The organism is Alicycliphilus denitrificans K601, from assembly GCF_000204645.1.
Taxonomy (GTDB): Bacteria; Pseudomonadota; Gammaproteobacteria; order Burkholderiales; family Burkholderiaceae_C; genus Alicycliphilus; species Alicycliphilus denitrificans.
On sequence record NC_015422.1, the window covers coordinates 4812789 to 4835057 of the forward strand.

The 22269-nt window shown below is 66.0% G+C and carries 19 protein-coding genes and 1 pseudogene; 9 read left to right on the forward strand and 11 right to left on the reverse strand.

What is annotated here, in order from left to right:
• Window positions 1-87: 87 nt before the first annotated feature.
• From glnE to ALIDE2_RS22745, 3 genes are all read left to right on the forward strand, one after another.
• Window positions 88-2835 carry a bifunctional [glutamate--ammonia ligase]-adenylyl-L-tyrosine phosphorylase/[glutamate--ammonia-ligase] adenylyltransferase gene (gene glnE, locus ALIDE2_RS22735; RefSeq protein ID WP_013520986.1) on the forward strand — a complete coding sequence of 916 codons (2748 nt, stop codon included), beginning with the start codon at window positions 88-90 and terminating at the stop codon, window positions 2833-2835.
• A gap of 228 nt (window positions 2836-3063) precedes the next feature.
• Complete coding sequence (locus ALIDE2_RS22740; protein WP_013723239.1) at window positions 3064-4206, forward strand: efflux RND transporter periplasmic adaptor subunit; 1143 nt, start codon at window positions 3064-3066, stop codon at window positions 4204-4206.
• Between the two features lie 12 nt (window positions 4207-4218).
• Window positions 4219-7278, forward strand: coding sequence for an efflux RND transporter permease subunit (locus ALIDE2_RS22745; RefSeq protein WP_013723240.1), 3060 nt, complete (start codon window positions 4219-4221; stop codon window positions 7276-7278).
• Between the two features lie 393 nt (window positions 7279-7671).
• On the opposite strand, the gene ALIDE2_RS22750 is transcribed toward ALIDE2_RS22745, so the two are convergent.
• Complete coding sequence (locus ALIDE2_RS22750) at window positions 7672-8286, reverse strand: glutathione S-transferase N-terminal domain-containing protein (RefSeq protein ID WP_013520989.1); 615 nt, start codon at window positions 8284-8286, stop codon at window positions 7672-7674.
• A 112-nt stretch (window positions 8287-8398) separates the two neighbouring features.
• On the opposite strand from ALIDE2_RS22750, the gene purB reads away from it, so the two are divergent.
• Both purB and ALIDE2_RS22760 read left to right on the forward strand, forming a co-directional pair.
• Window positions 8399-9778, forward strand: coding sequence for an adenylosuccinate lyase (purB, locus tag ALIDE2_RS22755; RefSeq protein ID WP_013520990.1), 1380 nt, complete (start codon window positions 8399-8401; stop codon window positions 9776-9778).
• Window positions 9779-9847: 69 nt separating this feature from the next.
• Entirely contained in the window at window positions 9848-10408 is a 561-nt protein-coding gene (locus ALIDE2_RS22760; RefSeq protein ID WP_013520991.1) for a YaeQ family protein, read from the forward strand.
• A gap of 269 nt (window positions 10409-10677) precedes the next feature.
• Here ALIDE2_RS22760 and ALIDE2_RS22765 read toward each other — a convergent pair whose 3' ends face one another.
• Together ALIDE2_RS22765 and ALIDE2_RS22770 are read right to left on the reverse strand one after the other, a co-directional pair.
• Window positions 10678-10983: a putative signal transducing protein gene (locus tag ALIDE2_RS22765; protein WP_013520992.1), complete on the reverse strand. Its 306-nt coding sequence runs from the start codon at window positions 10981-10983 to the stop codon at window positions 10678-10680.
• A 40-nt stretch (window positions 10984-11023) separates the two neighbouring features.
• The gene (locus ALIDE2_RS22770; RefSeq protein WP_013723241.1) at window positions 11024-11428 is read right to left on the reverse strand and encodes a DUF3717 domain-containing protein; all 405 of its coding nucleotides are present in this window, start codon (window positions 11426-11428) and stop codon (window positions 11024-11026) included.
• A 407-nt stretch (window positions 11429-11835) separates the two neighbouring features.
• Here ALIDE2_RS22770 and ALIDE2_RS22775 point away from each other — a divergent pair, with 407 nt between their 5' ends.
• Together ALIDE2_RS22775 and ALIDE2_RS22780 are read left to right on the forward strand one after the other, a co-directional pair.
• Complete coding sequence (locus ALIDE2_RS22775) at window positions 11836-12573, forward strand: TerC family protein (RefSeq protein WP_013520994.1); 738 nt, start codon at window positions 11836-11838, stop codon at window positions 12571-12573.
• A 34-nt stretch (window positions 12574-12607) separates the two neighbouring features.
• Window positions 12608-13078: a hypothetical protein gene (locus tag ALIDE2_RS22780; RefSeq protein ID WP_013723242.1), complete on the forward strand. Its 471-nt coding sequence runs from the start codon at window positions 12608-12610 to the stop codon at window positions 13076-13078.
• A 1-nt stretch (window position 13079) separates the two neighbouring features.
• Here ALIDE2_RS22780 and ALIDE2_RS22785 read toward each other — a convergent pair whose 3' ends face one another.
• The 3 genes and pseudogenes from ALIDE2_RS22785 to ALIDE2_RS25565 all read right to left on the reverse strand — a co-directional run.
• Window positions 13080-14000: a LysR family transcriptional regulator gene (locus tag ALIDE2_RS22785; RefSeq protein ID WP_013723243.1), complete on the reverse strand. Its 921-nt coding sequence runs from the start codon at window positions 13998-14000 to the stop codon at window positions 13080-13082.
• Between the two features lie 39 nt (window positions 14001-14039).
• Window positions 14040-14414: a tripartite tricarboxylate transporter substrate-binding protein gene (locus ALIDE2_RS25560; protein WP_013520997.1), complete on the reverse strand. Its 375-nt coding sequence runs from the start codon at window positions 14412-14414 to the stop codon at window positions 14040-14042.
• Window positions 14415-14447: 33 nt separating this feature from the next.
• Window positions 14448-15343: pseudogene (locus tag ALIDE2_RS25565) on the reverse strand (CaiB/BaiF CoA transferase family protein); the annotation flags it as partial.
• Window positions 15344-15501: 158 nt separating this feature from the next.
• Between ALIDE2_RS25565 and ALIDE2_RS22795 the strand changes: the two are divergent.
• The gene (locus tag ALIDE2_RS22795; RefSeq protein WP_013520998.1) at window positions 15502-15858 is read left to right on the forward strand and encodes a phage holin family protein; all 357 of its coding nucleotides are present in this window, start codon (window positions 15502-15504) and stop codon (window positions 15856-15858) included.
• Here the strand turns inward: ALIDE2_RS22795 and ALIDE2_RS22800 are convergent.
• Window positions 15826-17352 (reverse strand): M48 family metalloprotease, encoded by a 1527-nt coding sequence (locus ALIDE2_RS22800; RefSeq protein ID WP_013723244.1) that lies wholly within the window; start codon window positions 17350-17352, stop codon window positions 15826-15828. The genes ALIDE2_RS22795 and ALIDE2_RS22800 overlap by 33 nt on opposite strands.
• Before the next feature lie 149 nt (window positions 17353-17501).
• Here ALIDE2_RS22800 and moaC point away from each other — a divergent pair, with 149 nt between their 5' ends.
• Complete coding sequence (gene moaC, locus ALIDE2_RS22805; protein ID WP_013723245.1) at window positions 17502-17987, forward strand: cyclic pyranopterin monophosphate synthase MoaC; 486 nt, start codon at window positions 17502-17504, stop codon at window positions 17985-17987.
• A 301-nt stretch (window positions 17988-18288) separates the two neighbouring features.
• On the opposite strand, the gene ALIDE2_RS25120 is transcribed toward moaC, so the two are convergent.
• The 4 genes from ALIDE2_RS25120 to ALIDE2_RS22815 form a co-directional block, all read right to left on the reverse strand.
• Window positions 18289-19662 (reverse strand): sulfatase-like hydrolase/transferase, encoded by a 1374-nt coding sequence (locus ALIDE2_RS25120; RefSeq protein ID WP_158307700.1) that lies wholly within the window; start codon window positions 19660-19662, stop codon window positions 18289-18291.
• Between the two features lie 69 nt (window positions 19663-19731).
• Window positions 19732-20502, reverse strand: coding sequence for a TfpX/TfpZ family type IV pilin accessory protein (gene tfpZ / locus ALIDE2_RS24775; RefSeq protein WP_013723247.1), 771 nt, complete (start codon window positions 20500-20502; stop codon window positions 19732-19734).
• Between the two features lie 109 nt (window positions 20503-20611).
• The gene (locus ALIDE2_RS24780; RefSeq protein ID WP_013723248.1) at window positions 20612-21190 is read right to left on the reverse strand and encodes a pilin; all 579 of its coding nucleotides are present in this window, start codon (window positions 21188-21190) and stop codon (window positions 20612-20614) included.
• A 284-nt stretch (window positions 21191-21474) separates the two neighbouring features.
• The gene (locus ALIDE2_RS22815; RefSeq protein ID WP_013723249.1) at window positions 21475-22263 is read right to left on the reverse strand and encodes an MBL fold metallo-hydrolase; all 789 of its coding nucleotides are present in this window, start codon (window positions 22261-22263) and stop codon (window positions 21475-21477) included.
• Window positions 22264-22269: the final 6 nt, after the last annotated feature.

Sequence of the window (22269 nt, forward strand, 5' to 3'; positions counted from 1 at the left end):
TGAAAACGGCGTCAGGAATTATGACCCGCCCACCCCCCATAGGTTCTGCCCCGGCGCCGCGGCGATGCACGCCACCCAGCCCTTGCCATGCCCATGCCTTGCACCGAATCCGTAGCCGACAGCGGCCCGCTCTCGCACCATTCGCGCTTCCACCAGCGCCTCGGGCGCCGCTATGGCGCCGAGCTGGCGCTGCTGGCGCCCGGCGTGCCCGACCACGCCGCCATGGACCAGGCCTGCGAGTCCCTGCTGGCGCGCGGCCACGACCTGGGCGCGGCGCTGCGCATCCTGCGCCAGCTGGTGATGCACCGGCTCATCACGCTGGACTGCGACCAGGGCGCGGTGCTTTCCGACATCACCCTGCCCGTGACCGCGCTGGCCGAGCTGGCGCTGGACCGCGCCTGCCGCGCGGCCCGCGCCGAGCTGGACGCGCGCCACGGCGCGCCGCTCGGGCCCCAGGGCCAGCCGGTGCAGCTGTGGGTCGTAGGCATGGGCAAGCTGGGCGCGCGCGAGCTCAACGTATCGAGCGACATCGACCTGGTCTACGTCTACGAGCACGACGGCGAGACCGCCGGCCTGGAGGGCGGGCGCGGCAGGCTGTCCAACCACGAATACTTCGCGCGCGCCGTCAAGGCCATCTACGCCCTGGTGGGCGAGACCACCGAGCACGGCTTCGTGTTCCGCGTGGACCTGGCGCTGCGGCCCCACGGCAACTCGGGGCCGGCGGCGCTGTCGCTCTCGGCGCTGGAGGACTACCTGCAGGTGCATGGCCGCGAGTGGGAGCGCTTCGCCTGGCTCAAGAGCCGGGTGGTGGCGCCGCTGGACTGCCTGGGCACGCCCAACGTGCAGGCGCTGCGCGGCGTGGTGCTGCCCTTCGTGTTCCGCCGCTACCTGGACTACGCTGTGTTCGACGCGCTGCGCGCGCTGCACCACCAGATCCGCGACCACGCCGTGCAGCGCAGCGCCGGCCGCCCCGAGCGCGCCAACGACGTGAAGCTCTCGCGCGGCGGCATCCGCGAGATCGAATTCACCGTGCAGCTGCTGCAGGTGGTGCGCGGCGGCCAGTTCCCCGAGCTGCGCTGCCGCCCCACGCTGGAGGCGCTCGAACGCCTGGAGCGCGCCGGCCTCATGTCGCGGGAGACGGCCGCGCAGCTCGCCGCCGCCTACACCTTCCTGCGCCGCGTGGAGCACCGCATCCAGTACCTGGACGACCAGCAGACCCACGTGCTGCCCACGCGCGACGAAGACCTGGCCTGGATCGCCCGCACCATGGGCCTTTCGTGCTGCGATTTCCTGCGCGAGCTCGATGCCCACCGCGAACTCGTGGCGCAGGAGTTCGACACCCTGCTCGGCGGCGCGCAGCACAAGCGCTGCGGCAACGGCGGCTGCGGCAAGCCGCGCACCGCCGAGGCGCCCGCGCCCGAGCTGGAGGCGCTGCTGGAGCAGCTGCCGTCCGCACTGCGCGAGCGCGTGGCCGAATGGCGCACGCACCCGCGCGTGCAGGGCCTGCGCGACGAGGCGCGCGCGCGGCTGCTGCGCATCGTGCAGCGCACGGCCCGCTGGCTGGCCGAGGGCCGGGTCAACGAGGTCGCCGCCGTGCGCCTGGTGGGCTGGCTCGAACCCCTGCTGCGCCGCGAAAGCTACCTGGCGCTGCTGCTGGAGCGCCCGCTGGTGCACGAGCGCCTGCTGCACCTGCTGGGCGCGGCCAAGTGGCCGGCGCGCTACATGCTGCAGCACCCGGGCGTGATCGACGAGCTCGCGAGCGAGGCCCTGCTGTCCGAACGCTTCGTGGCGGCGGACTTCGAGCATGAACTGGGCCTGCGCCTGGCCGCGCTGCAGTCCACGGGCGAGGACGACGACGAGAACCTGCTCGACCTGCTGCGCCGCGCCCACCACGCCGAGATCTTCCGCACGCTGGCGCGCGACGTGGAGGGGCGCATCACCGTGGAGCAGGTGGCGGACGACCTCTCGGCGCTGGCCGACAGCGTGCTGCGCGTCACGGCCCAATGGTGCTGGGGCCGGCTCAGGAACCGCCACCGCACGGATGACGGCCAGCCGCAGTTCGCCATCATTGGCTACGGCAAGCTCGGCGGCAAGGAGCTGGGCTACGGCAGCGACCTGGACATCGTCTTCGTCTTCGACGACGACGACGAGCGCGCCCCCGAGGTCTACGCCGCCTTCGTGCGCAAGCTCATCAACTGGCTCACCGTGAAGACCGGCGAGGGCGACCTGTTCGAGATCGACACCGCCCTGCGCCCCAACGGCAACTCGGGCCTGCTGGTCACGAGCTTCAAGGCCTACGCCGACTACCAGCAGCAGCGCGGCAGCAACACCGCCTGGACCTGGGAGCACCAGGCCATGACGCGCGCGCGCTTCGTGCTCGGCAGCGAGCACCTGCGCGCGCGCTTCGATGCCGTGCGCGAGGCCGTCATCACCGCCCCGCGCGACCGGGCCGCGCTGCGCACCGAGATCATCGCCATGCGCGAGCGCATGCGCGCCGCCCACCCGGTGCCTGCCGGCCTGTTCGACGTCAAGCACAGCGAGGGCGGCATGGTCGATGCCGAATTCGCCGTGCAGTACCTGGTGCTGTCGCAGTCGGCGGACCACCCCGCGCTGCAGGGCAACCTGGGCAACATCGCGCTGCTGCAGCACGCCGAGGGCGCCGGCCTGCTGCCGGCCGGCGTGGGCCGCGCCGCCGCCGACGCCTACCGCACGCTGCGCCAGGTGCAGCACCGCGCGCGCCTGAACGAAGAGCCCACGCGCGTGCCGCCCGAGACCCTGGCCGCCGAGCGCGACGCCATCCTGGCGCTGTGGCGCGCGGTGTTCGGCCACTCCTGAAAGAAGAGCTCGTAGCGCTTGCTGCACAAGCGCTACGGCCACTTTTCATCCAAACGGATCGACCGCTGGGCCGGGCATGGTGTAATCCGCCACCATGAGCCAGCCAGCCCCGGCCTCCCGGCCCCGGGGCCTGCCCGCCAATGGGTGCGCCCGCCCATCCGCGGGACGCCGGAGTGCAGAGCGCCGCCGCACCCGCTCCTTGAAATCCTCCATTGCAATGGATTCCCCATGCAGTCCCTGAAACCGTTCACCCCCCTGATCGCCGCGGCCGTGCTGGCCGCCGGCGGCACGCTGCTGGCCAGGGCCGCCCAGGAGGCGCCCGCCCTGGCCCCGCGCCCGGCGCTGACCGTGGCGGTGACGCAGCCCGAGCGCACCCCCATGCACAAGCGCCTGGCGGCCAACGGCAACGTGGCCGCGTGGCAGGAGGCGAGCATCGGCGCCGAGGTCTCGGGCCTGCGCCTGGCCGAGGTGCGCGTGAACGTGGGCGACGTGGTGCGCGCCGGGCAGGTGCTGGCCGTGTTCGCCGACGACACGGTGCGCGCCGACGCGGCCCAGGCCCGCGCGGGCCTGCTGGAGGCACGCGCCGCCGCCGCCGAGGCGCAGGCCAATGCCGACCGCGCGGCGGCCCTCTCCGCCACGGGCGCCATGAGCCAGCAGCAGATCCAGCAGTACGCCACGGCCGCGCAGACGGCGCAGGCGCGCGTGGCGGCGGCGCAGGCGGCGCTCGACGCGCAGGAGCTGCGCCTGAAGCACACACGCGTACTCGCGCCAGACGCCGGCGTGATCTCCGCGCGCACGGCCACCGTGGGCGCGGTGATGGGCGCGGGCACGGAGCTGTTCCGCATGGTGCGCCGCGCCCGGCTGGAGTGGCGCGCCGAGGTCACCTCCGCCGACCTGCCGCGCCTGCGCGCGGGCGGCAAGGCACTGGTCACGGCCGCCAGCGGCGCGCAGGTGGAGGGCCGGGTGCGCATGCTCGCGCCCACCGTCGATCCGCAGACGCGCAACGCGCTGGTCTACGTGGATCTGCCCGCGCACTCCGACATCCGCGCGGGCATGTTCGCGCGCGGCGAGTTCCTGCTGGGCGCGCACGAAGCGCTCTCGGTGCCGCTGTCGGCCGTGGTGGTGCGCGACGGGTTCAGCTACGTGTTCGAGGTGGACGCCCAGGGCCGCGTGGCCATGCGCCGCGTGCAGACCGGCCAGCGCAGCGGGGGCCGCGTGGAGATCACCGAGGGCCTGTCGCTTGAGGCGCGCATCGTGCAGCAGGGCGGCGCCTTCCTGAACGACGGCGACCTGGTGCGCACGGCAGCTGGTGGTTCTGAGCAAAAACAGGCTCCAGGACAGTCCCGTCAAGCGCCACCAGCTACCAAATAAGGAGCGCAAGCCGTGAACTTCTCCGCCTGGTCGATCAGGAACCCCGTGCCGGCGGCCATGCTGTTCGTGCTGCTCACGCTGGCCGGGCTGCTGTCCTTCAGCGCCATGAAGGTGCAGAACTTCCCCGACATGGACCTGCCCGTGGTCATGGTCACGGCCGCGCTGCCGGGCGCGGCGCCGGGGCAGCTCGAATCGGACGTGGCGCGCAAGATCGAGAACGCCATCGCCACCACGCAGCGGCTCAAGCACATCACCACCACGCTGGTGGACGGCACGGCCACCATCGCCGCCGAATACCAGCTCGAAAAACCCGTGCAGGAGGCGGTGGACGACGTGCGCTCAGCCGTCTCGCGCGTACGCGCCGACCTGCCGGCGGACCTGCGCGACCCCGTGGTCACCAAGCTGGAGCTCTCCAGCCAGCCCATCCTGGCGTTCGCCATCGCGTCGAGCAAGCTCGACGAGCAGGAGTTGTCCTGGTTCGTGGACGACCAGCTCACGCGCCGCCTGCTGGCCGTGCCCGGCGTGGGCGCGGTCAGCCGCGTGGGCGGGGCCACGCGCGAGGTGCGCGTGGCGCTCGACCCGCTCAGGCTCCAGGCCCTGGGCGTGACGGCGGCCGAGGTCTCGCGCCAGCTGCGCCAGGTGCAGCTGGAGAGCGCGGGCGGGCGCGCCGAGCTGGGCGGCGCCGAGCAGCCCCTGCGCACGCTGGCCACGATGCAGACGGCCGGGCAGATCGCGGCGCTGGAGATTCCGGTCTCGGGCGGGCGCCGCATCCGCCTGGACCAGCTGGCCCAGGTGAGCGACACCGTGGCCGAGCCGCGCACGGCGGCGCTGCTGGGCGGGCAGCCGGTGATCGGTTTCGAGGTCTCGCGCGCCCGCGGCGCGAGCGAGGTGGAAGTGGGCGCGGGCGTGCAGCGCGCGCTCGACGCGCTGCAGGCCGAGCACCCGCACCTGCAGCTCACGCGCACGGTGGACTTCGTGGAGATCGCGCAGGACGAGTACGACAGCTCCATGCACCTGCTGTACGAGGGCGCCATTCTCGCCGTGGTGGTGGTGTGGCTGTTCCTGCGCGACTGGCGCGCCACGATCGTCTCGGCCGTGGCGCTGCCGCTGTCGGTGATACCGGCCTTCATCGGCATGTACCTGCTAGGCTTCTCGATCAACATCATCACGCTGCTGGCGCTGTCGCTGGTCGTCGGCATCCTGGTGGACGATGCCATCGTCGAGGTCGAGAACATCGTGCGCCACCTGCGCATGGGCAAGACGCCCTACCAGGCGGCCATGGAGGCGGCCGACGAGATCGGCCTGGCCGTGATCGCCACCACGTTCACGCTGATCGCGGTGTTCCTGCCCACGGCGTTCATGAGCGGCATCGCGGGGCGCTTCTTCAAGCAGTTCGGCTGGACGGCGGCGCTCGCGGTGTTCGCCTCACTCGTCGTGGCGCGCATGCTCACGCCCATGATGGCGGCCTACCTGCTCAAGCCCCTGGCGACGCAGGAGCGCGAGCCGCGCTGGCTCGCTGCCTACATGCGCGCCAGCGGCTGGTGCCTGCGCCACCGGGTGCTGACCCTGGCGGGCGCGCTGCTGTTCTTCGCGGGCTCGCTGGCGCTGATTCCGCTGCTGCCCTCGGGCTTCATACCGGCCGACGACAACGCCCAGACCCAGGTCACGCTGGAGCTGCCACCCGGCACCAAGCTGGCCGAAACGCACGCGCTGGCCCAGCGCGCCGGCGCGCTGGCCATGAACGTGGGCCACGTGCAGCGCATCTACACCACCATAGGCGGCGGCTCGGCCGGCACCGACCCGTTCGCCGGGGCCGGCACGGGCGACCCGCGCAAGGCCACGCTCACGCTGACCATGGACCCGCGCCGCGAGCGCCCGCGCAAGCAGGAGATAGAGCAGCGCCTGCGCGACGCCATGGCGCAGCTGCCCGGCGTGCGCGTGAAGGTGGGCCTGGGCGGCTCCAACGACAAATACATCCTGGCCCTGGCCAGCGAGGATCCGCAGGCGCTGGCGACGGCCGCGCGCGCCGTGGAGCGCGACCTGCGCACCATCGCCGGCATCGGCGGCGTCAGCTCCACGGCCAGCCTGGTGCGCCCCGAGATCGCCGTGCACCCTGACTTCGCGCGCGCCGCCGACCTGGGCGTGACCTCGCAGGCCATCGCCGAGACGCTGCGCGTGGCCACCGTGGGCGACTACGAGCAGTACCTGCCCAAGCTCAACCTGGCGCAGCGCCAGGTGCCCATCGTCGTGCGCCTGCAGGACGCGGCGCGCGAAGACCTGTCGGTACTGGAGCGCCTCGCGGTGCCGGGCAGCCGCGGCCCGGTGCGGCTGGGCGAGGTGGCGCGGCTGGAGGTGGCCGGCGGCCCGGCCGTGATCAACCGCTACGACCGCTCGCGCAACGTCAACTTCGAGATCGAGCTGGGCAGCCGGGGCCTGGGCGAGGTGACCGAGGCCGTGCGCCAGTTGCCCGCCGTGCAGGGCCTGCCCGCCAGCGTGCGCCTGATCGACGTGGGCGACGCCGAGATGATGGGCGAGCTGTTCGCGAGCTTCGGCCTCGCCATGCTCACGGGCGTGGTCTGCATCTACATCGTGCTCGTACTGCTGTTCAAGGACCTGCTGCAGCCCGTCACCATCCTGGCCGCGCTGCCGCTGTCACTGGGCGGGGCCTTCGTGGCGCTGCTCCTGGCGGGCAAGAGCTTTTCCATGCCGTCCCTCATCGGGCTCATCATGCTCATGGGCATCGCCACCAAGAACTCCATCCTGCTCGTGGAATACGCCATCGTCGCGCGCCGCCAGGGCATGGACCGCATCCACGCGCTGCTGGACGCCTGCCACAAGCGCGCGCGCCCCATCATCATGACCACGCTGGCCATGGGCGCGGGCATGATGCCCATCGCGCTGGCGTTGGGCGGCGCGGACATGAGCTTCCGCTCCCCCATGGCCGTGGCCGTGATCGGCGGGCTCATCACCTCCACCGTGCTCAGCCTGCTCGTGGTGCCCTCGGTCTTCACCTACGTGGACGACTTCGAGCAATGGCTGCGCCGCCTGAGGCACCAGAACGCAACAAGGTGAAACCCATGCCGCCTTGCTGCCACCCGCCGGCACGATAACGGCCTTGCACAAAAAACAGGCAGTAACATGCAACCCGCCACGTTCTGCGAAAACAGCACGCATCGCGTGCGTTGCTGGTGTTTGCAACCGTATTTTTTTGAAAATTCGTGGAAAGGGGCTGGAACTTTCGGCGCACACCCCCACTCTAGAAATCCAGAAGGCCGTGAAGCTCGATGCCCGGCCCTCGAACCGTTTTGATCGTTGCGAAGTCTTCCAGGCCCTGCCTGGCTGCAACCCTGGGGCGCTTCTCCTCCCTCCCTCTCTTCTTTCGTTTCGGGGCGCTTCGCAACATTTTTTATTCCGCAGCAAGGCGCGCGCTTCCCCCGGGAAGGCGCGCTTTCTTGCGTGTGGGGATCAGCGCGGCTGGGTGTCGATGAAGCTCTGGCGCTGCATCAGCTTGTCCATCAGCCGGCCCAGGTTGGGGTGGTCGGCGCGCCAGGCGATCTGCGGGAAGCGGAACTCCAGCCAGCCCAGAGCGCAGCCCACGGCGATGTCCGACAGGCTCAGGTGGATGCCGCTGCAATAGGCCTTCTCGCCCAGGCCCTGGCTCATGGCCGAGAGGCCCGTGCGCACCTTGCCCAACTGGCGGTCTATCCAGGCCTGGCAACGCTCGCCGTCCTGGCGGCCGGCCCAGGTGGCCTCCAGCCGCGCCAGCACGCCGGCGTCCAGCACGCCATCGGCCAGCGCCTCCCAGGTCTTGACCTCGGCGCGCTCGCGGCCCGAGGCGGGGATGAGCTTGCCCACGGGGGACAGGGTGTCCAGGTATTCCACGATGACGCGCGAGTCGAACATGGCCTCGCCCCCCTCCATGACCAGGCAGGGCACCTTGCCCAGCGGGTTGGAGGCGTTGATGGCCGTGTCATCGGACCACACGTTGTCCTCCTGGAAGCGGTAGTCGAGCTTTTTCTCGGCCATCACCACGCGCACCTTGCGCACATAGGGGCTCGCCATAGATCCGATCAGCTTCATGGTGGTCTCTGCCTGTCTTCGCGCCGCATGCGGCTTGTGGGATGGGTGGGCGGCTGATTCTAGCGAGGCCCGGGCCATTCGCCCGCGAGGGCGCACACCTACAATCGCCCCCATGAGCCTGTCCACCATCACCGCCCTATCCCCCCTCGACGGCCGCTACGCCGCCAAACTCTCCGCCCTGCGCCCCATCATGAGCGAATACGGCTACATGCACCGGCGCGTGCAGGTGGAGGTGGCCTGGTTCATCGCGCTGTCGGACGCGGGTTTCGACGAATTCAAGCCCCTGTCCACCGGCGCGCGCGCCTACCTGCTGGGCCTGGTGAAGAACTTCAGCGAGGCCGACTGTGCGGCCATCAAGGACATCGAGAAGACCACCAACCACGACGTGAAGGCCGTGGAGTACTGGATCAAGTCCAAGTTCGAGGCCCGCCCCGAACTGGAGAAGGCCGCCGAGTTCGTGCACTTCGCTTGCACCAGCGAGGACATCAACAACACCAGCCACGCGCTGCAGATCCGCGCGGGCCGCGACCAGGTCATCCTGCCGGGCCTGGACCGCATCGTGCTGAAGCTGCGCGAGATGGCCCGCGCCTTCGCGGATGTGCCCATGCTCAGCCGCACCCACGGCCAGACCGCCAGCCCCACCACGGTGGGCAAGGAGCTGGCCAACGTGGTCGTGCGCCTGCAGGGCGCCGTGGAGCGCATCGCGGCCGTGAAGATCCTGGCCAAGATGAACGGCGCCGTGGGCAACTACAACGCCCACCTGGCTGCCTGGCCCGACTTCGACTGGGAGGCGTTCAGCAAGAAGGTCGTCGAGACGCACGAGCCGATGGGCCTGGGCCTCACGTTCCAGCCCTACAGTATCCAGATCGAGCCGCACGACTATATGGCCGAGCTGTTCGACGCCATCTCGCGCTCCAACACCATCCTGGTGGACCTGTCGCGCGACATCTGGGGCTACGTGAGCCTGGGCTACTTCAAGCAGAAGCTCAAGGCGGGCGAAATCGGCTCCTCCACCATGCCGCACAAGGTCAACCCCATCGACTTCGAGAACGCCGAGGGCAACCTGGGCCTGGCCAACGCGCTCCTGCGGCACCTGGCGGAAAAGCTCCCCGTCTCCCGCTGGCAGCGCGACCTGACCGATTCCACCGTGCTGCGCAACATCGGCGTGGCCCTGGGCTACACGGCGCTGGCCCACAGCTCGCTGATGACGGGTCTGGGCAAGCTCGAACTCAACGAGCAGACCCTGGCCGCCGACCTGGATGCGAGCTGGGAAGTGCTGGCCGAGCCCATACAGACCGTCATGCGCCGCTACGGCGTGGCGGGCGCGTACGAAAAGCTCAAGGAGGTCACGCGCGGCCAGGCCGTCACGCCCGAGGCGCTGCACGGCCTGATCCAGGGCCTCGCCATTCCCCAGGCCGACAAGGACCGCCTGCTGGCCATGACGCCCGCGAGCTACACCGGCAAGGCCGCCGAGCTCGCGCGCAGGGTCTGAGAGTTATAAGAATTTTCGGCCTCCAACGCTTACTCAGCAATCGCTGGTAGCTACAAAAATAAGAGAGCAATGGCGCTCAAATCGACCATCTTCAAGGCGAACCTCGCGATCGCCGACATCGACCACGGCTACTACGCCGACCACGCGCTGACCCTGGCGCGCCACCCGAGCGAGACCGACGAACGCATGATGGTGCGCCTGGCCGCGCTGGCGCTGCAGGCGCACGAGCTGCAGGACATCTGCCGCGGCGACGGCACGCTCGCCTTCGGCGCGGGCCTGTCGGACCCCGACGACCCCGACGTGTCGCTGACCGACTTCACGGGCCGCAAGCGCCTGTGGATCGAGGTCGGCCAGCCCGAGGACAAGCCCCTCTCCAAGGCCGCGAGCCGCGCCGACGCGGTGGTGGTCTACGCGTTCCACCACGCGGCCGAGGTGTGGTGGAAGGGCATCGAATCCAAACTGTCGCGCCTGGACAAACTGCAGGTCTGGCGCCTGCCGGCCGACGCGGTGCAGCAGCTCGCCCAGCTGGCCGAACGCAGCATGCAGCTGCAGGCCACGATCCAGGAAGGCGCGCTGACCCTCAGCAGCCAGCGCGGCAGCGTGCACGTGGAGCCGCTGCGCTGGAAATAAGAGCGTGTTCAAGGTCTTTTCATGGTGCCCGTTGCTCCGAAAAGGCAGTGGATGCAAGACGCAAACCGCAGCCGGGCTGGTGGCCCGGCGAGGATTTGCAACGCCGCAGACGCTGCCTTTTCGGAGCAACCCTGCGGGCAAGGCAGCAAAAGGCCGCACTCGTCGTTGCCCGCCTTGCCCGGCCGCCAGCATGGGCTGCGGCGCGCGCCTAGATTGCGGCCTTTTGCTGCCTTGCGGGCACCATGAAAAGACCTTGAACACGCTCTACGTCAGCGCGGCATGCATGCGCCGCAGTTCCAGCACTGCTCGAAGCCGCCCTCTATGCACTCTCCGCAGGCGCGGCAAAGCCACTGGCGCTGGGGCAGCCGTTCGAACTCGCGCAGCAGGGCGCGGGCCCGCTCGGCATGTTCCTCGTGCGCCAGCCAGATCTCGGGCAGGCATTCGCCGGGCGGCAGCTGGCCCGCAGCCGCGCCCAGGTGCTGGCGCTGCACGCTGGCGGGCATGCCGGCCTCGCACAGCAGGTCGCGCCACAGCATGGCCATGGCGATGTCGGGGGCCTGGGTCAGACGCAGCATGGCGCCACCATAGCCGCGGTGCGGCTGCCCGTAAAGCGCGTCAGAGCGCGCGCTCGGCATAGCGCGTGAAGCGCAGTGCCTTGCCTTCGCGCGTGATGCGGCGCCACACGGCACGCTTGTCCGCGGGGCTCATCTCCAGCCAATGCTGCACCTCGGCAAAGCTGCGCCCGCAGCCCTTGCACCAGGCGTCGCCCTGGCTCGTGGAGCAGATGGCGATGCACGGCGTGTCGGGCGTGGTCTCGTACCAGACCAGCCAGGCGGCCCGCGCCAGGGGCGCGAGCTGCTCCTCGCCCACCTCGTCGGCGCGCATGAACACCATGCGCCCGTAGACCTCGGCCAGGGCCACGAGCTCGGGCGCCAGCGCCACGCCGTCGGGCGAGGGCGCGCGGGCGCGCCAGTGGTTGATGGCTGCCTCGATGTCGGTGATGTGGATGGCGGACGGCATGCGCGGGCGGTGGGCGCGGGAAGCAAGACGGGGCGGCCATGATAGTCCGGCCATGGCTACGCGGAAAAACCACCCTTTGCAAGGACCGGGAAACATGCTTAAATCGCGCCCTTCAAAGGGGAGTAGCTCCCCGTTTGCACCAGGCCTTGCGTCAGCGCCACGTGCAAACGGATGACAGGTCGTCAATACGAAGCCTTGTGCTTCCGGCCTGCCAGGCGTGGCCACCGCCGCCGCCGAGCAAGACCTTTGAGCCACAGCCACTCCATGGTCGGTTCAAAGCGTGCCCCTTTTCCTGCAGGCAAGTCCCCCTTGTTCGCAGGCAGTCGCTCAACACCCTCCATGGTGTCCGGTATTCAGACGCCGCCGGATTCCCCCGAACCGGCAATCGACTTCGAGGTACGCACACTATGGATTTGGACTTTCTCACCCACACGCCGTTCTGGATCGCGCTGGGACAGATCATCATCATCGACATCCTGCTCGGTGGTGACAACGCGGTCGTGATCGCCCTGGCCTGCCGCAAGCTGCCGACTGTGCAGCGCACCAAGGGCATCATCTACGGCACTGCGGGCGCCATCATCCTGCGCGTGATCCTCATCGTCTTCGCGATGACCTTGCTGAACCTGCCGTTCCTCAAGGTGGTGGGCGCGCTGCTGCTGGTGTGGATCGGCGTGAAGCTCATCGCCCCCGACGAGGAAGGCCACAGCGACGTGGCGGGCAGCGACAAGCTGCTCGCGGCCATCAAGACCATCATCGTGGCCGACTTGGTGATGAGCGTGGACAACGTGATCGCCATCGCCGGCGCGGCGCAAAACTCGGGCGAGCACCAGGTCCTGCTGGTGGTGCTGGGCCTGCTCATCTCCATCCCCATCATCGTCTGGGGCAGCCAGCTGGTCATCAAGCTCATGGAACGCTTCCCCCTGATCATCACGGGCGGCGGCATGCTGCTGGGCTGGATCGCCGGCGGCATGCTGGTCTCCGACCCCGCCCTGGCCAACCCCGACAGGTGGCAGTGGATGTTCAAGCTGCCGCAGAGCGGCACGGTGCACTACGCCGCCTGCGTGGCGGGCGCCCTGCTGGTGCTGGCCATCGGCAAGGCCATCGCCAGCCAGCGCGGTAAGGCCGCTCCCGTCCAGCAAGGCTGACCGGGCAGGCAGCCAGGCCCACAGGAGCGCAGCCATGGACAAGGTCATCGTGTACGTGGACGACGCCGACTACGCGCGGCAGAAGCTGGAATCCATGGCCGTGCGCTCCGCGGCCGCCAACACCCACTGGGTGCTGGTGGCCTGCGCGCCGCGCATGACCCACCGCATCAGCAAATGGGTGAGCCACAGCGCGCGCGAGAACTGGCGCGCCAAATGGGCCGACAAGCTGTTCGCGCAGCTGCAGCCCTGGCTGGGCGGCGCCGGCAACCGGGTGAGCACGGTGCTGGCCAAGGGGCCGCTGCCCGAACTGCTGACCCAGCTGCTGGCCGAGCATGGCGCCCACACCCCGGTGCTGGACGCACGCCGGCCCAAGCTGGAACCGCAGGAGGCGCCGCAGCCACCCGCCGCAAACACCGCGCCCATCGTCACCCGCAAGCCGGCACGCCGCTGGTCCGTGCCCGGCTCGCTGACCAGCCTGGGCCTGCTGTTCCTGTTCGCAGATTAATTCACACGGGGGCGGGGCCGTCCTGCTCCGCCAGCTCCGACAGCGTCTGGACGAATCTTCGGCCCACGGGTGAAAGGCTGCCGGCGTTGTAGACCAGCGCCAGCCCCGTCGCACAGGCCGGCGTCTGTTTCGCAAGCTCGAAAAAGGACGCATTTGCAGGTTTGTGCTGCGCGCACACCGAGGGGACAAGCCCCACGCCCAAGCCGCTTTCCACCAGTGTCACGACGGTCTGCACCTGTATCGCCTCCTGCACGATGTTCGGCGTAAACCCGGCTTCCCGGCATACGCTCACCACGGCCAGGTAAAGCATGGGCGATTCGTCGCGCGAAAAAGTGATGAAGGGCGCATTGGCCAGGTCCTGCAGCCTCACCTTCTTCGTATTTCTCGCAGGCTCCCACTCGCTGCCGCGCGGGATGACCACCATGAAGCGCTGGGTCTGGAGCGTATGGATGGTCAAGCCACGGTTGTTGACGGCAGGCGTACGGATGAGGCCGACGTCCATCTGGCCGTTGTCGATCAGGTCCACGATGCGGCTTCCCGTGGACTCCTGCAGGCCCAGGACCACATCGGGGAACCTGGTCCGGAAGGCCCTGATGCCCGCGGGCAGCAAGGCCATGCTCGCGGAGCCCACGAATCCGACCCTCAGCGCACCCCATTCCCCGGTCTGGGTGGCCTTGGCATTGCGCCGGGCCCGATCCATCTGTTGAAGGGCCCTTTTGACTTCGGGCAGCGCGGCGCGGCCCGCGGCCGACAGCTTCACGTCCCGCGTGGTCCGCTCGAACAGGTCGACGCCGAACTCGCTTTCAAGCCGGCGGATGGATGCCGTCAGCGCCGGCTGGACGATATGGAGCTTGTCCGCCGCCTTGCGGAAATTCAGGACCTCTCCCAGGACGACGAAATGCTGCAGCTGCCGAAGGTTCATACGCGCTCGATGGAACGCCGCGGGCCCTCCCAAGCAGAACTAATCGGCTGAGATGCCGGCGGCCTGGACGACACTTTGCCATTTCTGCGCCTCTGTCTGCACGTAGGCACCGAAAGCCGCCGGACTGTTGACTTCTGGCACCATGCTCAGGCCCTGCGCCGCGAGCTTGGCCTGCACGTCCTTGTCCTTGAGCACCGTCTCCATGGCATCGGCCAGCCGCTGCACGACGTCCTGGGGCACTCCGGCGGGGGCAAACAAGCCGTACCACGTGCTGGCGCTGTAGCCGGGCAGCCCGGCCTCGGCGACGGTGGGAATGTTCGGGGCGATCTCTGCGCGCTTGAGGCTGGTCACCGCCAGCGGCCGCACGCGGCCGGCGCTCACCTGGGGCATCAGCGTGAGCATGCTCGATACCATGGTTTCGAGCTCCGCCAAGATGGCCAGGATGGCGTTGGTGGCGTGACTGGCGAGCAGGGAGCCCAGCGTCCGGTACACGTAATCGGAATGCAGGCTGCGCTGCACGATGTTGCAAAAGCGCGGATCCGCCGCAAGTTCGGGGCTGCCGAGACGATTGAGCAGGCCCTGCCAATGGCGGTCGGTATACGGCATCACGCAGACGTAGCCATCCCGCGTGGAAAATGGCTTCCTCCACGGCGCCAGCGCCCTCGGATAACCCATCGGCCCATCGCCGCCGTGAAAATGCGCGCCGTGCATGTGCTCCACGAGGCTGTAGGCCACCATGGACTCGAACATGGGGACTTCCACCACGCTGCCCACGCCTTCGCGCTGCTGCTTCATCAATGCCGCGAGGATGGCGCTTGCCGCCAATATGCCTACTGTCTTGTCCGCGGCAATGGTGGGCATGTAGCGCGGCTGCCCACCGCAATGGCGGGCGCTCAGCTCCGCCAGCCCCGACATTCCCTGGATGACGCCGGCCGGCCGCCATAGGGACCCGATTGTCCAAAGCCGGTCAGCATCGCGTAAACGATGCGGGGGGTTGTCCGCATCACGCTTTCAGGATCGATGCCCAGCACATTCAGCTTCTGCGGCCGGATGTTGTGCACGAGGACGTCCGCATCGCGGACCAGGGACTCCAGATAGGATCTGGCGTACGGGCTCTTCAGGTCGAGGACCACGCTGCGCTTGCCCCGATTGACGCCAAGAAACAGCGAGGCCATGTTCGGCTCATGCAGGGCGCCGGTACGCCGTGCATCGTCCCCTTCCGGGGGCTCGACCTTGACGACGTCCGCGCCGTACTGGGCAAGTATCTGCGTGGCGTAAGGCCCCATCACCACGTTGCACATATCCACGATCCGTATCCCTGCCAGGGGTAGCGCTCGACTCATTCGAATCCCAAGTAGTTGTGTCGTGCGGGCATCGTAGGAATGCCAATGCTGCAAGGCCAATACTTTTGGCTCGCCGACTGATCACATCCACTGATCAATCGCGCAAGGGCGCGGGCACACATCCCGTCCGAGCGGGGCTGGTGCTATGCTGGCCGCCTATGCGACTACTGCTCAAATGGCTGCTGAGCGCGGCTGCCCTGCTTTGCGTGGCATACCTCTACAGCGGCGTGGAGGTGCACAGCTTCGGCTCCGCGCTGCTGGCCGCCTTCGTCATCGGGCTGTTCAACGCGGTGCTGCGGCCGGTGCTGGTGATCCTCACGCTGCCGGTGACCATCGTCACCATCGGGCTGTTCCTGTTCGTCATCAACGCCCTCATGTTCTGGGCCGCCGCCTCGGTGCTGGGCGAGGGCTTCCAGGTGCATGGCTTCACGGCAGCACTGATCGGCTCGCTGATCTATTCGCTGCTGGGCATGGTGATCGAATCAGCGCTCGGCGGCCTGTTCCTTCAGAAGTGACTGCACGGCGCGCAGCCGCGTGTCGATGATCGAAGCCTCAATGTGGTCGGCCGCCACGCCGCCGCGCCGCGCCAGGTCCTGCCCCGCCTTGAAGCGGTCCACCGCGGCGGCATAGTCGTAGCGCGCCACCTGGGCCTCGGCCTCGGCGCGTACGGCGCGCAGCGGCTGCTTCTGCTGCTGCCACACCTGCGCCAGCAGCTGCCACGCCGTCGCGTCGCCTGGGTGGCTTGTCACCCAGGTCTGCAGCAGCCCCGCCATATCGGCCGCGGCGCCCGTGCGCAGCAGCGCCTGCGTGCGCAGCAGCATTTCGGGCCGACCCATGGGCGCGCCCGCCTTCTTCTCCGCACCCGCCACCACGCTGTCCTGCAGGTAGGTCAAGGCCGCCGGCGCGTCGCCCGCGGCCAGTTCCAGCTCCGCGCCCAGCAGCCGTGCCTGGCGCGCCGCGGCCGCGTCACCGCGCACGTCCGCCTGCAGGCCGCGCAGGCACTGGCGCGCGGCCGCCATGTCGCCCAGCTGCACGGCGGCGAGCGTGGCCGCATACCAGGCCGGCACGCGCTGCGCGAGGGGGCGCGCAGCGAAGCCCGCGTCCTGCGGCTCGGCCACCCACTGGCGCCAGGTGTCCACACCGGGGCGCATCAGCACGCGCGCGCGCGCGGCCATCATCAGGTGCTGCAGCGTCGCGGGGGCGGGCGCCGCCGCGCCCTGCGGAACGCGGCTGTGCATGTCGGCGATGCGCTGCGTGGTCAGCGGGTGGCTGCGCAGATAGGGCCAGCTGCCGTTGTCGTTGATGCGGTTGGCCTGCTGCAGCTTGTCGAACATGCCGACGAAGCCCTGGGGTGCAAAGCCCGCGGGCTGCATCAGGCCGAAACCCACGCGATCGGCCTCGCGCTCCATGTCGCGCGAGAAGTTGAGCTGGTTCTGCACCGCCAGCGCCTGGCCGCCCACCATCATCGCCTGGGCCGCGGCCGGGTTCTTGGCTGCAGCCAGCGCGCCCAGGATCATCGCGCCGAGCATCAGCGGCGTCTGCCGGCCCTGCTGCGCCATCAGGCGCGCGATATGGCGCTGAGTCACGTGGCTGAGCTCGTGCGCCAGCACCGAGGCCAGCTCGTCGCGCGTGCTCACCACGCCAATCAGCCCCAGGTGCACGCCGAAGTAGCCGCCAGGCAGCGCGAACGCGTTCACCGTGCGGTCGCGGCCCAGCAGGATCTGCCAGGCAAAGCGCTCCTGCAGCTCGGGCGAGAGCTCGCCGCGCTCCCGGGCCGCCTGCACCAGCGCCTGGAACAGGTCCTGCACGTATTCCTGCAACACCGCGTCGTCGATGTAGTCCGGGTCGCGGTACAGCTCGCGGATGATGCGGTCGCCCAGCTGGCGCTCGGCGCTGGTCGTCATCTCGGCCCCGTCGCCCATCATGGGCAGCTGGGACTGCGCCAGAGCCACGGGCGCCTGCGCCGTGCAAAACACTATCAAAAGAGAAGCTGCCAGCGCACGCCCCATAAGCGTCAGAGGCCGATTTAGCTTAAAACCCTGCACGAAACTCCTCCGCCCGACCCACCGGGCCGGCCGCACGCGGCGGCCATTGGTACATCGCCGTATGATGCCCCGACGATGTAAATGTTTCGCACCCGGTTGTAATCCCGCCCGCCATGACCATACCCATTTCCCCGCTGACCCACTTCGACGCCCAGGGCCAGGCTCACATGGTAGACGTGGGCGCCAAGCCCGCCACGCACCGCACCGCCATCGCCACCGGCCGCATCGAGATGCAACCCGCCACCCTGGCGCTGATCGCATCGGGCACCGCCAAGAAGGGCGACGTGCTGGGCGTAGCCCGCATCGCCGGCATCATGGCCGCCAAGAAGACCAGCGAGCTGATCCCGCTGTGCCACCCCCTGGCCCTGACCCGCGTCGCCGTGGAGTTCGAATTACTGGAGGTCGAGAACGCCGTTCAGTGCACCGCCACCGTGGAAACCGTGGGGCCGACGGGCGTGGAGATGGAAGCCCTGACCGCCGTGCAGGTGGCGCTGCTCACCGTCTACGACATGTGCAAGGCGGCGGACAAGCGCATGGTGATGACTGGCATGCGGGTGCTGGAGAAACATGGGGGGAAGTCGGGGAGTTTCGTGGCCTGATGCAAGCCACTGGGGTGTGGATGCCCTCGAGACGAAGCCCCCGACCTATTGCTTAAAGGCAATTGTTCTATCCAATTGAGCGACGGGCAGCAGCAGCGGATCGTGCGAAGGAAAGCATGTTTCCGGACACAGACATACTCGTGATGCACGACTGGGCACAACCTGCGCCTAATCCTGGCCAAGCCACCGCTTTATTGCATCAGGTTGGACATCGATATAGCAGCCCTCCTAGCGTCGCTGATTCACTAATTGCACACTCAGCAATCGGCATTCGCCTGAAAACGAAACTGCTCAGGAAATATCATTTCACCCAGAAGTGCAAAAAAGGCACTTTGTTGATCTCGAAATAACTCTTCGAAGATTCATCGCCGAATATCGGCGGATGGTCTCCCACTACCACGACTTCCGTTCCCGATAGCTCGCTATTTCGTATCAACTTAGCCAGCCCCTCAAAGAACTGCACATGAAGATTATGATAATTACACAACCCCTCACTATAGCCCCTGCCAAAAACATCCTCACATAGTCCCATCCTGTATTCGAAGATATCTCTTCGATCGTATGGCATGTGAGAATTCAGCGTTAACCAATACAAAAATATCTCATCATTGCCAGCCAATTTATGACCAACTACCTCAAATAAGTTTTTGTCACAATATCCAGGAAATGAATAGCACTGCTCACCTGTGATGATTGGCATGTTCTCCTTGAAGATCTTCTCCTGGAATCCAATAACTGGATACCAATGCAGCCTATCATACATAGTCCCATGTGCCCCATGTACGGATACAGTTCGATATCCTTGACGAGCCAGCATCTTTGGCCAACACTCGCCTAGGCCGGCCTCCGATATTTCTTTCAAATTCAACTTGGTGGGCAGTTTCCCACAAAGTTCGCGAAACTCCGCAAAGGCCGTTGCGCCTATTGCATGAACGCTGCCAAGCGTCATGCCTCGCACATTATCGCTATTCTCAATTGATTTGATTTGCGAATTCAACACCCTCCTGTCACCTGGACTTCCCCATGATTCAGCAATGATAAACAAGATCTTACGAGAGGAGGTTTTATTCTCAGAATCGCTTCCCAATGTCTGCATCAATGCGGAAGGCCAACGAACAGGAACATATTCCACATTATCATACCTCCCAAGATCAAATGCCTTTCTATTCTGCTCAATGATATTTTCAGAAAAATACATCGAACTACCAACAAGCAGGCTTTTTCTGTCCGCGATCGTGGGAAATATAAAATTCCCCTCCCTGAATGAGATCACAGCTTGAAGCAAGACAAGGCCAATAGAGGCAAAGAACACCTGCGGCCAAGAAACCCGCCTCAAGGCACGACAGGCGCCAAAATACAATATTCCAGCAATAGCAAGAAACCCGCCAAACGCCAAGACATATGAAGCTTTAGCCTCAAAAACAAATCTCGCAATTGTTTGAATCTGGGAATAGTTGAAGAAGAACAGAACAGAAGAAGCGCCAAGAATCGCCTCCCACCCAATGGCCGCAATAAATATTATTGCACCCAACCATCGCCATCCAGCAGCCGCGACGAGAAAGGCAGAGAGAAACTCAATACTAATGAAATAGCGCTTATACCCAAAATGAAAGGACACCCATTCAAGAATACAACCCAAAGTTGCAAGAGATAGAAAATAACCAGCCAAGGGCATCCATGATGCATGAACCCAATTCCATCTAGAGCTGGCAATATTTATCCGCATATCTATATCACCTACAACTCAAAACCCATCGACAGGTATGAACGTGATAGGTTGCATCGTCTGCCTATCTAGTAAAACCACCCACTCCAATGAAAGAAAGCTAGTAACAGGCAGCCACATGACATTCGCCTCAGACATGCCTGCCCGAGAAATTTCATCACGAATCATCCGCGTCTTATCTGGTCTTTTTTTTATCAGATCTGTGATGACTTTCGCCCGAAGCCTCACTTGATCAATACTATCCTTGTAATCTTTCCACCAATCCGGCCTGAACGACGGATCGAATCCCCGCAAGGACAAATCGAGACTTTCCAGCATTTCCTCACCGTTCGCCGGCATTCGGGTTCCGATTATTTTCACCCCTCTCCAAGGCAAGCGATGCAGTTCATTCAATTCTGGCTTTAGATCTTCTTTTTTAATATCCGCATACGTTACAACCCGGAAGCGGTCCACCTCGAAGGCCAGATACACCGGTCTTGCCTGCCAAAGCGCATGCAGGCCATATATCAATGCACATATCTGAACTAGACCGATGCAACAAAGATCTGTCATTAATTCACGTCGAGGCTTCAGCGAATTGAAAACAACAGCCGTAAGCATAGGGCCACAGATGATATCCACGCCCACCACCAACCAGAACAAATGACCGCCGCCAGCCAATTCACGATAGGGATAGGGAAACCAAAGGGAAAAGGTCAGAATGGCTGCCATAAATGCAATTGCCAGACTCAAGGCAAAATGCAACAAGGCTGCACGCAATGCTGAACGACCTCGTTCATACCATCGCATTTTCTTCAATCCCTTCAAATTCCATCGAAAGTAAAAATACAATCTTCACGAAGTCGGATTCAAACAAAAAAGGAGCGCTTTGCGCTCCTTTTTTATCGGTGAAGATCAATCAACGGCACTCTGCAGGCGCAAACTTCTCTTCGATCCCCGTAGCAACCGTAGTGAAGGTTCCCATATTGCGGGAGTTTGCAGTTGCAACACCCTTGCCAATACACGCCCAGTCAATGGCGCCAGTACGGCCGTTGCTCCAGGCACTGGCCAAGGTTTCTGCAGCGGTCCCGGCAGCCTGCGAACGCACGCGCGGGTGCAACTGGACGACATTTCTGGTTCCCAGAGAACCCACAGCCGTTGCGTTATAGGTGATAGTAATAAAGCTATTAGCTGCGCCAGCAGCCGACGAACCAGACTCTGCAAAGAGAACCGAAGTGACGTACTTGGAGTTTGCACCAGAGTTGCCTGCTTGCGCATTCCAGGTAGCAGTGAATCGCTGATAATCAGCAAGGCTTGCCGTACCATCCGTCGCCAACCCAGCACGCGCCGGATTTGCCAATGCAAAGCCTTCCGTCACACGCGAACGCACGGTGTAATCTTGGTATGCGGGCAACGCCACGGCAGCCAAGATACCAATGATAGCCACCACGATCATCAGTTCGATCAGGGTAAAACCTTTTTGCAGGGCACGCTTCATAAATCCCTCCTCGGAGTAGGTTAGTCAACCCCCGCAGAGGAATCCTGCGGGTTGCCAGAATTACAGCAGCTTTCATGCCAGGCTTTTCCGGCAACCCAACGGACCTGCGAACGACAGTTTTGGCTGCAAATGTCAGTACTTTGTTACTTTTTACCCTGCAGAAGAAACGTAACGACACATTTGTCACTCAAATTTGTCCGAACGATCCTCCGGGAGGGCCGAGCCAAGGCAGGTGTGGGCTGGATACGAGGCGGCGCGCTCCCCAGCGGCACATGCCCCTGGCTTCAGACGCTCAGCACATCCACCGCCTGCAGGTCGATGAGGCGCAGCGCGCCATGTTCCAGGGCCTGCACCTCGCGCATGATGAGGCTGCTTTGCTGCGGCTTGGCGTGGGTGATGTAGATGGGCAGGTCGGCGCCAGGGGGCAGTGCCATCAGTTCGCGCGCCAGGGTGGCGGGCGACAGGTGCTGGCTTTTGCGCGCCAGTTCCGCCTCTGCGTTGCTGAAAGCGGTTTCCATGCACAGGGCGGCCACGCCGCCGGGGCTCTGGCGCAGGGCGTTCACGCGGCGCCAGAAGGCGGGCTCCTGGCCTTCGGTGTCGCCGCTATATATCCACCAGCCCCGCTGACCGCGTGCGGCATAGCCTACGGCGGGTACGCTGTGGCGCGCGGGCAGCACTTCCAGCGGGGTGCCTGCGACGACGAAGACGTCGCCCACACCCAGGGGCAGCAACCGTACGAAGGGCGCATGCGGTGTGGGAATGCGGGTGAAATCGGGCCAGATCACGCCGTTGAAGACATGGGCGCGCAGCGCATCCAGGGTGGCGGGCAGGGCGTGCACCCGCAGGGGCCGGGCGCGGTGCGCGCCCACGGCGTCGAGCAGCAATGGCAGGGCGGCAATGTGGTCCAGGTGCGAGTGGGTGAGGAAGACATGGTCCACGCGCTGCATTTCCTCGAGCGTGAGTTCGCCTACGCCAGTGCCGGCATCCACCAGGATGCGCTCGTCCAGCAGGAAGGAGGTGGTGCGGCAGCCCTTGGCCAGGGTGCCGCTGCAGCCGAGGATGCGTACTTTCATGCGCTG